We start from the raw sequence: 15,024 nt of genomic DNA, 5'->3' as shown, positions 1-15,024 counted from the left end.
TGTTTATGATTTAGTTTTTTTGCACTTGATGTGTATCTGATATATCTTCAGCTCTTCCGGGGAAACGCCCTCGGCCAGCAGGGGGGTGATTTTTTGTAACAGGTCCTGCTCCCTGGCGGTGAGGGGGATGTCCAGGCTGTCCTCAGCTTCGATAGAAAAGCCTGTGGCCTGAAGCAGCCAGCAGATTTCCCTGTTGGTGAAGAAATGCGTGTGGGTTCTGTCCAGCAGGCCATTATCTGCATAGGGGAACCGTCCGTGCAGCAGATGGTCAAAGATGGAGATGTGCATGATGTTTGGCACGCTAAGCAGCAGCAGCCCGCCGGGTTTCAGGTAATGGTGGATGTTCTTCAGGGCTACCTCGGGGCGCCGCAGATGCTCGATGACATCGCCGCAGATGATGCAGTCAAAGCGCTCCCGCCAGTCTGGCCGTGTGAGCGCCTCGATATCGCAAGCCTCTACATGGGCAAAGCTGGAGGCCACTTTGGCAGGGCCTTCATCCAACTCTACACCGTAAAGCTCTGCTTCTGGCAGCCTGTCCTTGATACTGAGCAGGGTGGGGCCGCAGGCACAGCCGATTTCCAGGATGGAAACCTTGCCCTGCAGGTCATCGAGCCAGGGAATAAGGTCATTGCGGGCATTCAGGGAATAGGAGGGATCGAAGTGCCATTTTGCACGGAAATGTTCTTTGCTGTCTTCACCTGCGTTTTGAAGGGGAGCCGATGTCCTGGCATGATGGGCATAAGCCAGACGTGAGGCCAGAAGCCTATAGCCTGCTTGACGTAGCCGCAGGCAGAGGTCTATATCCTCGCTGCCATGCCCGGGAAATGAAGCATCAAAGCCTCCGACTTTTTCAAAAGCCTCCCGCCTTACGAGAAGGCAGAAATTATCCAGCCAAAGGGAGGAGGCAGAGTTGTGATGATTGGTAAGCCAGCCTTCCTCAAATTTGCACATATCTTCGTAGGTATCCATTGGCGGCGGAGGCAGTACCTGCACAACCTGCACAGACCGATTGCGGCTGCGGTTGGTGAAGGGGCCGATAGCCACGGCTTCAGGGGCGGCCTCCAGTTCTTTCAGCAGCAGGCTGATGGTCCCGGGCAGGAGTATCGTGTCGCTGTGCAGGAAGAGGAGGTAGTCACCGGAAGCCAGCTGTGCGCCGGTGTTGAAGGCTTTGGCCAGTCCCCCCTCAGTCTGGCTCTGCCAGAGGATACCCTTGGCGGTCTTGAGCACATCCTGTGTTCCGTCCGTGGAACCTCCATCAATGACAATGAACTCAGGCGTCAGGGTATAGACAACCTTGTCCTTCAGCAGGGCAAACATACGTAGCAGCCCTTGTTTGTCGTTGAGGGAAGAGATTATGATGCTGAGCTTTTTTTCCATAAATTGCACTTCCTTTTAACATCAGAATATCACTAACAGCATAACATATACGCAGCAAGAGGGGCAAGGGGGGGGAGCCGCGAAGGGAAGGCTGTAAATTTTTTTCGAGCGTGAAAAAATTTATATCAATTGATACATAAATATTGACATCCGCCCGATAAAAATGTATTATATAGTTACAACAAAACAGGCCATAGATACATATACATATATTGGTGCCCAGCGATGGGCACCTTTCTTGTGCAAGGATGTAATTTTTCGGGCAGGTGAAGGAATGGAGAAGCTGGCGTATTGTGAGAAATGCGGCAGGGAGCAGCCTTATCGGCTGAATTCAGTCCCCATGGTAGGGCGGCTGAAGGAGGAACTCTACAGCTATACAGGCCAGGAGGCCAGATGCCAGGTTTGTGGGGCAAGGCTTTCCGTCAAGGAAGTGGAAGAGGCGAACCTGCGTTGTCTTTACGATTTATATAGGAAGCAAAAGGGAATCGTGTCCCTGGAATATATCCGGGAACTGCCCAAGCGCTATGCCATAGGCAAGCGGCCCCTGTCAAAGTTGCTGGGCTGGGGGGAGCTGACCTTTACCAGATATTATGAAGGCTATATGCCCACCCACCAGTATTCAGAAGTTTTGAAGCGACTCTACGAAGAACCTTCCTTCTATAAAGAACTGCTGGAAAGGAACAAGGAGGCTCTGGGCTCGGAGCGTTCCTATGAGAAGAGTTTGAAGGCGGTGGAGGCCCTGCTGAGTCTGGCTGGGGGAGAGAAGGATGCGAAGATAGACAGGGTGGCCAGGTACCTGCTGTATAAATGCGAGGATATCACCCCCCTGATGATGCAGAAGGCTCTATATTATATACAGGGCTTCTGCTACGCTTTCCTGGGGGAATTTCCCTTTGCTGAGGAATGTGAGGCACGGGTCCATGGGCCCCTCTTCAGGGAGGTGTACCTGCGCTATAAGGACTATCACTATGAGCCGGGGGAGAAAAAGGATGGCTTCGATGCCTCTGGCTTCACGGCAGGGGAAAAAGCTGTCTATGACAGTGTGATAAATTCCTTTTGCTGTTACAGCGGCAAGGTGCTGGAGCGCATCACCTGCAATGAGTCACCCTGGCTTCAGGCCAGAGGAAATCTTCCCCTGACGGCCTATTCTGAGGAGGTCATGTCGAGGGAGAGCCTGGGGGCATATTTCCTGGGGGTGAAGGAAAAGTACCATATGGTAAACCCCGGGGATATTAGGGCCTATGCCGAGGATATGTTCCGGCAGTCCTGTGTGGTGCCGTTGTAAACGTTGCAATTTCCCGTTCTGTGTGGGATAATAACAAAGTATTTGTTTTATGAAGATTAGCTGAAGGAGTTCTATATGGAGAAGAAAGGAACCCAGGAATATACAGCCCTGGGAGCTCTGGAAAAGGCCATCCAGAATCTGGGACACCGTATCAAGGATGGAGACCTGAAAAGGCAGTATCCTAATCTGTGGGACCAGAACGTCAGCTGGAAGCAGCTGGAAATTTTGGCCAAGAACCAGAGGATGACTGGGGAATACCAGAAAATTGGCATTGATGAGTTGCGTGAGGTGCCGGCTCCTGCTATTGCAAAGCTCAAGAACGGCCACTTTATCATGCTGGGCGCTCACAATGATGAATCGGTTATGTTTTTGGATCTGGCCAGAGACAAGGCGGTGGCGTTGCCCACCAGCCAGTTCGGCGAGGTCTGGACCGGGGAGGTCATGACTCTCACCGCCAAGCTCACTTGGGAGCAAATCAAGTACAGGTTCAATCTGGAGTGGTTCTGGAGGGTCATCAAGAAGTACAAGCATGTGCTGATGGAGATATTGCTGGCCTCGGCTTTTTTCCAGGCCATGGGCATCATGATGCCGCTTTTCACTCAGGTTATCATCGATAAAGTAGTAGGCAACGGCGGCCTTTCCACCTTGACGGTGCTGGGGGTGGCTATGGTGATACTGGCTTTGGTGCAGGCGGTGCTCTCAGGCGTCCGCACCCATATCCTGAACCAGACCACCACCAAGCTGGATGCTATTTTGGGAGCGAACCTTTTCCGGCATCTTATCTCTTTGCCGGTGCCCTATTATGAGCACCGCCGGGTAGGGGACACCATCATGCGTGTAAACATGGTGGCGCGTGTCAGGAGCTTCCTGACGGGAAATTCCATGACGGCCCTGCTGGATGCGGTGTTCTCTGTGACCTTCATAGCGGTGATGCTCTATTACAGCGTGGGCCTTACCCTTATCGCATTGGTTATCGTCCCCTTGTATGTCTTTCAGACCTGGGTTGCCTTTCCAATTTACTGGCAAAAGATGATGCGGGCCATGAACATGACGCTCCAGCAGAGAAACTTCCTCATCGAGGCGGTCACCGGCATGCAGACGGTGAAGGCCCTGGCCATCGAGCCGCAGTTCTTGAAGCGCTGGGAGAATCTGGTGTGCCGCCATATTCAGCGGCAGTTTGACATGGCTGCCTTCAATCTGCTCATCACCGGGGGCAACGGCGCTATTCAGCTGGTGTCCACTTTGGTGATACTCTGGGTGGGCGGCTACAAGGTCATGAACGGCGAGTTCACCCTGGGCCAGCTCATAGCCTTCCAGATGCTTTCTGCTCAGGCGATAGGCCCTCTCACAAAGCTCCTCACCATGTGGCCGGATATTCAGCGGGCCGTGCTGGGCATGAGGATGCTGGGGGATGTGCTCCACAGCCGCATCGAACCGGTGCTGGTGCCCTCGCCTCCAGGCCTGAAGGTTATACAAGGAGATATCGAGGTGAAGGATGTCTCCTTCCGCTATCGTCTTGACCTGCCCTATGCAGTGGACAAGGTGAGCTTTTCCATTAAGGCTGGCGAGAAGATTGGCCTGGTAGGACGCTCCGGCTCAGGCAAGTCTACTATGGCAGGCCTTTTGGAAAAAATTTACCTGGCGGATGAGGGAACCATCACCATAGACGGCACGGATATCCGCAGTGCGGATTATCCCTGGCTGCGCACGCAGATGGGGGTTGTCCAGCAGGACAGCTATTTGTATAACGGTTCCATCCGCGACAATATTGCGGCAGGACGGCCTGCCGCCTCCATGGAGGATGTCATCCATGCCGCTCAACTGGCCGGCGCCCATGATTTCATTCTGGAACTGGACGAGGGTTACGATACCAAGGTGGGCGAGCGAGGTGCCAGCCTCTCGGGAGGCCAGCGCCAGCGCATAGCCATCGCCCGTGCCCTTTTGACCAATCCCCGCATTCTGATTTTTGACGAGGCCACGTCGGCTCTGGATTATGAGTCTGAGCGCATCGTCATGAATAATATCGAGAGAATAGGCCAGGGGCGTACCATGATTTTCATTGCCCACCGCCTGGTGACGGTGGAGCATTGCGACCGCATCATAGTATTGGACCATGGCAAGGTTGCAGAGCAGGGTTCACCTGCGGAGCTTCTGGCTCTGGGCGGCATTTACGCCCATTTGCATGCGCAGCAGTCGGTGGAGTGAGGTAAAAAGCATGTTAAAGGAATTGTATAAGAAATTTTGGCATAGATTTATAGAAGGGGACAAGGACGATACAGAGACAGAGTTCCTGCCCTCGATCCTGGAAGTGACGGAAACGCCGCCTTCTCCTGTGGGCAGGGCGGTGCTCTGGACTATCGTGGCACTCCTCATCATCGGCGGCCTCTGGGTCTTCATAGGCGAGGTAGATGAGGTGGCCGTGGCCAATGGCCGTGTCATCCCCGTGGGCAACGTGAAGATTGTCCAGTCCCAGAACAAGGGGGCCATCAAGGAGCTGATGGTCAGGGAAGGCGACTATGTGGAGGAGGGCCAGACCCTGCTGGTGCTGGACACCACCAAGACCCAGGCGGATGTGGACCAGCTGAAGAAGCAGGTGGCCTACTACGCCATGACGGTGGACCGGTTGCAGGCTGAGATGAATGATGAGCCCTTCAAGATCCCGGACAACAAGGATGGTGACCTGGATCAGAAGGATATCAATGCCCAGCTGGCCCTCTACAACAGCCGTCGGGCCAAGCTGGCCGCCGATCAGGAGAAAAATAGTGCCGCCATCGCCCAGGAAATGGCAGCCATCGAGTCTGCCCAGGCTCAGAAGCAGAAGTATACTTCCCTTTGGGCGGTGGCTCAGGAGAAGGAAGAGCGCCTGGAAGAACTCTATCATGAGAGCGCTGTGTCTTACTTCCAGTTGCTGGAAGGCCGCGCTACCCGGGTGGAGTACCAGAAATCAGCTGAAGCTATGGACCAGGAAATCCAGAAGGAGCAGGCCAAGCTGGCCGAGGCCAGGGACAACCAGGCTACCACGGACAGCGCCTACCGTCAGGACACCATGACCCAGCTGGTAGAGGCCAAGCGTCAGCTCAATGCCTACCAGGAGGAGCTGACCAAGGCCAACGAGACCAATGTGCAGTCCGAGATCACAGCACCTGTGTCCGGCCGTGTGAACCAGCTGTCTGTCCACACGGTAGGTGGCGTGGTATCTGAGGGCCAGGCTCTGATGATGGTGGTGCCTGATGACGTGACTCTGGAAATCGAGGCTTATGCGGATAATAAGGATATCGGCTTTATCCAGAAGGGCCAGGAGGCAGAGGTGAAGGTGGAGACCTTCAACTTCCAGAAGTTCGGTATGGTGAATGCCAAGGTGGCAGAGATCAGCCCTGACGTCATTGCTGATACCCAGGACAAGCAGAAGGATGGCAAGTATCGCCTGACTTTGTCCATAGATGATGACACCAGCGGCATCGGCCTCTCCCCAGGCATGAATGTGGCGGCGGAAATCAAAATCAAGAAGAAGCGTATCATTGACTTCTTCCTGGATCCCTTCCGTCAGTATCAGGATGAAGCTCTTAGGGAAAGATAAGGAGATTTGGTATAAATGGCAAAAATAGATTCTGCCCTGGGATGCCTAGTGCAGGTAGCTGCCCACTTCTCCATTCCGGCGGATATATCCCAGCTGTCCCGTGCCTATATCACAGATACAAAGGCGGTGGACACCCATGGGCTTCTCATGGCTTCCAAGGAGCTGGGGCTGAAATCCCGGGCTTACGAGGGCGTGAAGCTTGAGCGGCTGGAAAAAATGCCCCGGCCTCTGGTTTGCCGCATAGTGGACGGCGGCTTTGTGCTGGTCACCAGAATTGATGAAGATGGTGTAGTGCTCTTTGACCCCCGCCTCAAGGAGGGGGAGCAGCTCTTAGTGGTAAAGCGGGATTTCTTCAATGAGAAGTGGTCACATGAGGTAATCCTCTTCACCAAGCGCTACCAGCTGGCCAAGGTGTTGGACAAGGTGGAGGGCTTCGGCTTCAACTGGTTTTTGCCGGTGGTGGCCAAATATAAGACACTGCTCTTGAAGGTACTGTTTGTTTCTTTGATTCTGCAGATTTTCGGTCTTTTGACCCCGCTGTTTACCCAGACGATCATCGATAGGGTGTTAACCCACAGGAGCGTATCTACTATGGATGTGCTCCTGGCTGGCATGATTTTGGTGGCGCTGTTCCAGCAGTGGATGCTGGCGCTGCGATCCTATCTCTTTTTGAATACTACCAACAAGATAGACGGTACGCTTTCCCGCCATCTGTTCAAGAAGGTGACGGAGCTGCCTGCTAAGTATTTTGACAACTGGCAGGTGGGCGATATCGTGTCCCGCATGGGGGAACTGGAAACTATTCGTGGATTCCTCACCGGTACGGCCCTCACTATCGTGCTGGATGTGGTTTTTGCTACGGTCTACCTCATAGTGATGTTCCTGTACTCCAATGTGTTGAGCTATATCGTTTGGTTCACTATTCCCATCTATGTGATACTGAATGCGGTTGTGGCTCCTATCTATAAGCGGCGCATCAATGAGGCCTTCCTGCTTTCGGCGGAGCAGAACTCTTTCAACATCGAGACCATCACGGGTATCCGCACCTTGAAGACCATGGGGATAGAGCGCACTTTCCTGAAGCGGTATGAGGATATTTACTCCCGCTATCTGAAGAGCTCCTTGTCCGTGTTGAATGTAGCCAATGTGGCAGGCAGTATTGGCTTGTTTTTGCAGCTGTCTTTTAATCTGGCTATCCTTTGGATTGGCGCCTATGTGGTCATGGAGGGCGACCTCACTGTGGGCCAGCTCATCGCTTTCAATATGCTGGCAGGCCAGGTCATCGCGCCGGTGCTGCGTCTGGTGAACATGTGGCAGAATTTCCAGACCATACGGGTGTCCATGACCCGTCTGGCAGATATCATGGACGAGAAGAGCGAGCCGGCCTTCGATCCAAACCGCACGACCCTGCCCAGCGTGCGTGGCGACATTATCTTTGACAAGGTGAATTTCCGCTATAAGGCAGACGGCAAAAATGTTATCAGCGACCTTTCCATCCGCATTCAGGCGGGGGCCAAGGTGGGCATTGTGGGCCGCTCCGGCTCCGGCAAGTCCACACTGACGAAGCTCATTCAGCGCCTCTATGTGCCGGACAACGGCCGCGTCATGGTGGACGGGGTGGATATTGCCCAGGTAGAGACGGCCTGGCTTAGGCGCCAGATTGGTATCGTGCTGCAGGAGAACTTCCTCTTTGCAGGCACCATCAAGGAAAATATTGCCATTGCCATGCCCAATGCTACCGATGAGGAAATCATGCGGGCGGCCAAGCTTTCCGGAGCAGATGACTTCATTCAGGAGATGCCCCAGAAGTACGATACATTCGTAGGTGAGCGCGGCAGCCTGCTCTCCGGTGGACAGCGCCAGAGGGTGTCCATCGCCAGGGCGCTTTTGCTGGATCCGAAGATTTTGATTTTCGATGAGGCAACCTCGGCTCTGGATACGGAGTCTGAGAGCAAGATACTCCAGAATATCGAGGAAATTGCCAAGGGAAGGACGCTCCTGATGATAGCTCACCGGCTTTCTACAGTGAAGGATTGTGATGCCATCATCGCTATGGATCATGGGCGCATTATGGAAGCAGGCAGTCATGCACAGCTCATGGAGCGGAAGGGATATTATTACCACCTGTATGCTTCGCAGGAGTAATTTTGAAAGGAACAAGAGCATGAATATACTTTTTTTACATCCTAATTTCCCCGGACAGTTTCTGCAGCTTTCCCGCTATCTGGGGGGCACCGGGCGTCATAAGGTAATGTTCCTCTCCAAGGACCAGAACGGCTCCAAACTGCCGGGGGTCCAAGTGGGCATGTATCCCAAGCCCAGGGAGGCTACTAAGGATATCCACCGCTACCTGAAGCTGGCAGAGGAAGCTGTGCTGGAAGGTCAGGAAGTGGTGCGGGGCATCGATTCACTGAAGCAGCAGATAAACTTCACTCCGGATGTGGTGGTTGGTCATACGGGCTGGGGCTCCACCCTCTATGTGAAGGATATCCTGCCCAAGGTGCCTCTTATTGGCTATTTTGAATGGTATTACAACTCCATTGGCGGTGACAGCTGCTATTGGCCGGATGAGACCATCAGCATTGATGATATGTGCCGTATCCGCACTATCAACGCCCATCACTTGTTGAATCTGCAGGCCTGTGATGTGCGCTATACTCCCACCAACTGGCAGAAGGCCCAGTTCCCGGCTGTGTACCAGGATGGCATGCAGGTTATCCACGAAGGCGTGGAAACGGACTTCATCAAGCCCCAGCCGGGCAGGAAGTTCATCCTGGAGCGGGAGAAGCTGAACCTTTCGGATTGCGAGGAGCTTATCACCTATGTGTCCCGGGGCTTTGAACCCTATCGGGGCTTCCCCCAGTTTATGGATGCCATCCGTCTGGTGCTGGAGCGCCGGCCCAAGGCCCATGTGGTCATTTGTGGCACGGACAAGACCTGCTATGGCCCGCAGCTTGCTGGAAAGACGTGGAAGCAGGTGGAGGAGGAAAAGGGCGGCTACGACAAGAGTCGGGTGCATTTCGTGGGGCACTGCTCCCGGGATGAGTACCTGATGCTCCTGCAGGCTTCCACGGTACATGTGTACCTTACCCGTCCCTTCATCCTCTCCTGGTCTTGCCTGGAGGCTCTGGGAGCCGGTTGCTGCCTGGTGAGCTCTGCTACTCCGCCGGTGGAGGAAGCGGTGGAAGACGGGGTCAATGGCCTGCTGGCCAACTTCCGCCGTCCTGAGCATATCGCCATGCGCATCGAGGAGGCCCTGGATAATCCGGAGCTGCGGGCGCGCCTTGGGAAGGCTGCCCGTGAGACGGTGCTGGAGAAGTATGACCTGAAGGACTGCATGAAGGCGCAGCTCAACATGATCTATGGAGCGATGAAATAAATGATGAATATAGCGGCACAGATACCGCCCAAAGCAAGACGGGTGGTGGAACTGGGCTGCCTGCGTGAAAAGGCCGGTGAGGCCTTTTTGCGTATACAGCCCAAAGCAGAATACTGGGGGATTGCCTCCACGCTGGAGGAACTGAAGGAGGGAGGCAAGGAGCTGACTCATGCAGCCTGTGTCCTGCCTGAGGAGCTGGACTTCGGGAAGCTGGGCATTGATGAGGCTGATGCCATCATCATCCGGGGGGAGTTCTTTCGGGGGCTGACGGCAGAGCGGCTGAGAAAATGGGCAGAGGTCCTCTCTGAGGAGGGCCAGCTTATCCTGGATATACCGAATCCCGGCTATATCCGCAATTACCTGGAACTGCTGTCGGGAAAGAAGGCCGGCGGGGAGAGCCAGGGCCTGAGCGCCGCTGCTGTCAGGAAGCTATTGGCAGCAGCGGGGCTCTATACCTTGTCTGCCCAGGCCATCTATGCTACCAAGCAGGATGAGGAACTGCGACAGGGGCAGGAGGGCGAGGCTCTGCAGAAGGGCCTGCAGGCTATGCTAGATAAAATGGGGGTGAAGCCCGCCCCGGAAAATGATCCCTGGCTCCAGAGCTTCATCTTCAAGGCAGGGAAGAAGCCTTTGGTGCAGAAGGACAAGCTCGTTATCCAGGCAGCCCTGGGAGAGGCTTTGGTCACAGCCCCCAAGCGGGTGAATGAGCCAAATGACTTCATAGCTACGGAACCGGCGGTGATCGTCCAGGTTATTCCTAGGGAGCATCAGGCTTTTTCGGTGCCTAGAGAGGTGACGCAGAGGATATTGCTGCGCCAGAGACTGACATATACGAGCCAGGAGCAGGCTTTCAGGGTTGTGGATGCTGTCAGGAAAGAAGGGTATCTTATTGTCCATGAGATAGACGATAATCCCCGGGCTTTTAAAGTCGAGGGCAGGGAGCAATTGCAGGAACTGAGCTATATGGCTACCCACTGCATACAGGTCTCTACAGAGCCCATGGCAGAGATTATGCGGCAATATAATCCCCATGTGCAAGTCTTCCCTAATTATCTGAAGGAACTGCCAGAAAAAAGGGATTATGGGCAGGAGATGTTGCAGAGGCAGGGAGAGGACTATGTGACTTTCTTCTTCGGCGCCCTGAATAGAACCCAGGAGTGGCAGGAGGTCATGCCTGTCATCCGCGAGGCTATAGAGAAACATGGCAGCAGGCTGCGCTTCAAGGTGCTGTCTGACCATGGCTTTTATGAAGCTTTGCCCACGGAGCACAAGGAATACATAGGGGATATGCGCATGTATGATGGCCAGTTCGTGCCTTATCCTGTTTATACGGCGGCTTTGCACAGCTCGGATATTGCCTTCCTGCCCCTCAGGGACACGGATTTCAACCGGGCCAAGTCGGACCTGAAATTCATCGAGTCAGCAGGTCATGGAGCAGTGGTGCTGGCTTCGCCTACAGTCTATGAGGATACTGTGAAAGAGGGCAGGAATGGCTTCATCTACAGGAACCCCAGAGAATTTGGTGATTATCTGAACCTGCTGATAGAGAACCGGGAACGCCGCATCGAGACGGCAGAAGCGGCCTACCGCTATGTGCGGGATGAGCGGCTGCTGTCAGGCCATTATCTGGAGAGATTGACCTGGTATCGGGAGATGCTGGCACGTCGCCCCGAACTGGACAAAGATATGATGCAGCGCCTGGCTGGATGGCAGCAGCGCTATGGGGCAAAAGGCGAGGGGGCTAGGAAATGACAGAGGTGCAGAAGAAGATCTATCAGGCCCTGATGGCTTTCTATGAAACCCACAAGCAAGGGGAATTCGTGGCCAGGGAACTGGTGGAGCATATGGAGCCTGTCTTCAGGGAGGCTGGCTTCAGGAAGGAGTCACGTCCCGGAGACAGCCAGCATATTTTGGTGATGAGGGATGATGCAGCCGGAGATTTCGTGCTTTTCTCTCCTTTCCTGAGGGAGCTGCGGCGCATCTACCCCAAGTCCCATATCACTCTCTACGCCTCTGACCGTAACGAAGAATTGGCCAAATGCTGTCCCTATATTGACAACCTGCTGGTGAAGAACCTGGAAAAGGAGGCAGGGGCCATCTGGGAAATGTTCCCCCTTATGGCAGATCAGGCCGTGAGGTATTTCGTGCCCTATCATTTTGACTTGGGATTTTCTCCGCGCATGGGGCTGAAAGCTGCCAATATCATGATGATGTATATGGGCGGCGTAAAACGCAGGGTATCCTTTACCCAGGTCAGGGAGGACTATCAGGGCAATATGGTGGATCTGGGCTGGGATGTGATGATGAGCATACCTGTCCCCTTGCTGAATGTGATGCAGAGTGATGTGGACAGGGACCTCTATATGCTGGAATATCTCCTGCAGCTGCCCATTGCCGACCGACATCTGGAGCTCTGGACCTTGACGGCAGACAGGGAGGCAGCGAAGCAGGCTGTGGCTCCCCTGCTGGATAAGAAGCAGGTCAAGCGGCTCTATACGGTCATGCCCTGCACCAGCGAGAAATTCCGTGAGTGGCCTGTGGAGCGTTTCACCGAGCTGCTGAAGGTCATCATGAAGCGGGAAAAGGACCTGGGCTTTGTAGTGCTTGGGGGGAAAGGTGATGCTCCACGTGCTGAGGTACTGGCAAAGGCTTTCCCGGGCAGGGCGCTTTCCCTGGCCGGCAAGCTTCCCTTCCGGGTCTCGGTTGAGGTGGTTGGCCTGACAGAAAAGTATATCGGGGATGACACGGCGCTGATGCATATTGCAGCGGCCAAGCATGTGCCGGTGCTTACTACTTTCCCCTATCCTGCGGAATTGCAGCTTCATCCCATGAGTGTGCCTATCAGGTTTCAGCCTTATCAGGTACCTGCGGTGATAGTGCTGCCGGCTAGGGCGGCAGGCCCCAGGTGCAATGTACGCCACGGCACCGGCTGTGCGGAGGATAAGCCCCATTGCATATTGAATATTACCGTGGAGAAGATGCTAGAGGGGTATAAGTACCTGGATAAGTGCATCGCGGAGGGCCGCTCCATGATACTTAAATGAAATTGCATAGAGCATCTGGAACTGCCCGGCTTGATATGTCGGGCAGCTCTTTTTCTTTCAGCAGGAAACAGGCCATGTTTGCACGAAGTTTACAGTATTGGGTGATAAGATATGGTTGTCAAGTGCAAGCGAAGGAGGGTATGATATGCAGAACAAGAAACTGGTGATGGCGGTTGCGGCCCTGCTGCTCGTGATCTGTGGTGCTGTGGCTTTTGCCTATGAGCGGGAGCACACCCCGGAATACGCTCTGGAGCAGCTCGCCCAAGGGATAGAGGACAGGGATTACGCTGCGGTGGCAAGGTATGCGGATATGCCCGCCATTGTGAGCGCCAGCTATGATGAGAGCACCGCCATCCTCTGCAAGGATATCGAGAAACTGAGCCGCATGTACCCCCAGGACTGGTTCTTCCGCCATGATACAGCCTTTATGACTGGGTATATCGCTGATAGGCGGCAGGATGACCTAGTCTTCATCGAGCGTTCCATAGAGCTCTATCTGGACCCTTCTATTACCCCCATCAGCCGTCAGGACGGTGAGGCAAGATGGATTGCCGATGAGACCACGAAGTTCCTGCAGGAGTATGATGCCCAGGTGGTGAAGGTGGAGACCGAGGGCCAGGAAGCCGTGGCCACCATCGCTATCAAAGGGCATGACAGCGCCTATGGCAGACTGGCCCCGCAGCTCACCCTGAAGGTTGCATTGGAGGAGCAGGCAGACGGCCGCTGGAAGGCCGTAAGGGTCAGCAATGTGAAGGAGCTGTTCTATCCTGTGGTGGATGGGATAGAGAACTATTGGGCTATGCAGGGGTGGCAGTAAGTCTTGATTTTGGGTTTAGATGATGGTATACTTTGATTAGTACTTAAGGTACGAGAGGTCATACTGCAACCTAAGAAAAAGCCCCCGGGAGTTGGTCACTCTCGGGGGCTTTTTTGCGCAATTGGTCAAGTTGCGCCCAGCCAGGTGCCACATTTGCGGATGCTCTTACCGCCCCAGCATCTGCAGAATCAAGGTTCCAAGCATGCTGCTTATCACCCCTATCAACAGCTCGAGCAGGATTAAACGAAAGGTCATAACCGCAACCTCCCTTCCTTGCCAGATTAGCTTGGTCAGGGCTGTGGCAAAATCATTATAAGGCCATTGTTCCAGTTTTGCCGAAGGCAAAACTTCCTCTTGGCCTTTCAACGAGGCGGGAGATATTAACTCACCGCCTGTTAGTAAGTTACCGCCCCCACTTATAGAAGTGGGGGACATCTTGTACTCGTTATAACGCAATTTTTATGATATTGGCAAACTGTCCTTAAAAATGGTACAATGAATAGGTTTACAAATTGACAATAAGGATGTGCATCTTATGCCAATCAAGATACCTAATAATCTCCCTGCCACCCATGTGCTGGAGGGGGAGAATATCTTTGTCATGGACGCTGACCGGGCCTATAGCCAGGATATCCGTCCCCTGAAGATACTCATACTGAACCTAATGCCCATTAAGTCCGTGACGGAGACACAGCTATTAAGGCTCTTGGGCAATACTCCCCTGCAGGTGGAAGTGGACTTCATCTACACGGAGTCCTATGTGCCCTCCCATACTTCCCAGGATTATCTCACGGAGTTCTACGGCACCTTCGCGGAGGTGCGCCATAAGAAATACGATGGCTTCATCATCACCGGTGCTCCCGTGGAGAATATGGAGTTCGAGGAAGTGGCCTACTGGGATGAAGTAGCGGAGATCATGGAGTGGTCCAAGACTCACGCTTACTCTACCTTCCATATCTGCTGGGGGGCGCAGGCGGGGCTTTACTACCACTACGGCATCAAGAAGCATCAGGTGGGGGAGAAAATCTTCGGTGTCTACAAGCATCACCTCTGCGTGGAGAATGAGCGCCTGCTGCGGGGCTTCGACGATGAGTTCTTCGTGCCCCACTCCCGCCATACGGAGAACCGCAAGGCAGAAATAGAGAAAGTGCCGGAGCTCACCATCATGGCAGAGGCGGAAACGCCCGCCGGGCCCTATATCATCGCCAATCTGAAGCGACGCCAGTTCTTCATCACGGGCCATGCGGAGTATGACCCTCTGACCCTGAAGGCAGAGTATGATCGGGATGTGAAAGCAGGCATGAATCCCAATGTGCCCAGCAACTACTACCCGGATGATGATCCCACTCAGCCTCCCATTGTGCGGTGGCGCAGCGTGGCGCACCTGCTCTTTGCCAACTGGCTGAATTACTACGTATATCAGGAGACTCCTTATGAACTGGACGAGCTGAATAAGGATGATATGGACTGAAGTTCTCCTAATTAGTTGTTTTTCTCCTGATACAATGGTATTATTAGGAGAAAAACATAGGAGGTTAGGAGAAA

The 15,024-nt window shown here is 54.0% G+C and carries 10 protein-coding genes; 9 read left to right on the top strand and 1 reads right to left on the bottom strand.

Annotated features, from left to right (window positions below; all coding sequences use genetic code 11):
* Nucleotides 1–3: 3 nt before the first annotated feature.
* Nucleotides 4–1,377, bottom strand: a complete 1,374-nt coding sequence (locus tag BLW59_RS06115) for a bifunctional glycosyltransferase/class I SAM-dependent methyltransferase (protein ID WP_074697008.1) — start codon at nt 1,375–1,377, stop codon at nt 4–6.
* A gap of 274 nt (nt 1,378–1,651) precedes the next feature.
* Between BLW59_RS06115 and BLW59_RS06110 the strand changes: the two genes are divergently transcribed.
* The 9 genes from BLW59_RS06110 (at nt 1,652) to metA (ending at nt 14,950) form a co-directional block, all read left to right on the top strand.
* Nucleotides 1,652–2,662 (top strand): type II toxin-antitoxin system antitoxin SocA domain-containing protein, encoded by a 1,011-nt coding sequence (locus BLW59_RS06110; protein WP_074697006.1) that lies wholly within the window; start codon nt 1,652–1,654, stop codon nt 2,660–2,662.
* A gap of 75 nt (nt 2,663–2,737) precedes the next feature.
* A complete protein-coding gene (locus tag BLW59_RS06105) occupies nt 2,738–4,867 on the top strand; it encodes a peptidase domain-containing ABC transporter (protein ID WP_074697004.1) in 2,130 nt (709 codons plus the stop codon).
* Nucleotides 4,868–4,877: 10 nt separating this feature from the next.
* On the top strand, nt 4,878–6,239 hold the full coding sequence (locus BLW59_RS06100; RefSeq protein WP_175463365.1) for an HlyD family type I secretion periplasmic adaptor subunit: 1,362 nt from the start codon (nt 4,878–4,880) through the stop codon (nt 6,237–6,239).
* A 15-nt stretch (nt 6,240–6,254) separates the two neighbouring features.
* Complete coding sequence (locus tag BLW59_RS06095; protein ID WP_074697000.1) at nt 6,255–8,384, top strand: peptidase domain-containing ABC transporter; 2,130 nt, start codon at nt 6,255–6,257, stop codon at nt 8,382–8,384.
* 19 nt (nt 8,385–8,403) lie between these two features.
* Entirely contained in the window at nt 8,404–9,618 is a 1,215-nt protein-coding gene (locus tag BLW59_RS06090) for a glycosyltransferase (RefSeq protein ID WP_074696998.1), read from the top strand.
* Nucleotides 9,619–11,370: a glycosyltransferase gene (locus BLW59_RS06085; RefSeq protein ID WP_074696996.1), complete on the top strand. Its 1,752-nt coding sequence runs from the start codon at nt 9,619–9,621 to the stop codon at nt 11,368–11,370. It abuts the gene before it with no gap.
* Entirely contained in the window at nt 11,367–12,662 is a 1,296-nt protein-coding gene (locus BLW59_RS06080; RefSeq protein WP_074696994.1) for a glycosyltransferase family 9 protein, read from the top strand. Before BLW59_RS06085 ends, BLW59_RS06080 begins: the two co-directional genes overlap by 4 nt.
* A 145-nt stretch (nt 12,663–12,807) precedes the next feature.
* Nucleotides 12,808–13,479: a hypothetical protein gene (locus BLW59_RS06075; RefSeq protein WP_074696992.1), complete on the top strand. Its 672-nt coding sequence runs from the start codon at nt 12,808–12,810 to the stop codon at nt 13,477–13,479.
* 535 nt (nt 13,480–14,014) lie between these two features.
* Complete coding sequence (gene metA / locus BLW59_RS06065; RefSeq protein WP_074696988.1) at nt 14,015–14,950, top strand: homoserine O-acetyltransferase MetA; 936 nt, start codon at nt 14,015–14,017, stop codon at nt 14,948–14,950.
* Nucleotides 14,951–15,024: the final 74 nt, after the last annotated feature.

The sequence above is a fragment of the Selenomonas sp. KH1T6 genome (assembly GCF_900108415.1).
GTDB classification, from domain to species: domain Bacteria; phylum Bacillota; class Negativicutes; order Selenomonadales; family Selenomonadaceae; genus Selenomonas_B; species Selenomonas_B ruminantium_A.
Note: the sequence above shows the minus strand (reverse complement) of the source record. Positions and strands in the feature narration are given on the sequence as shown.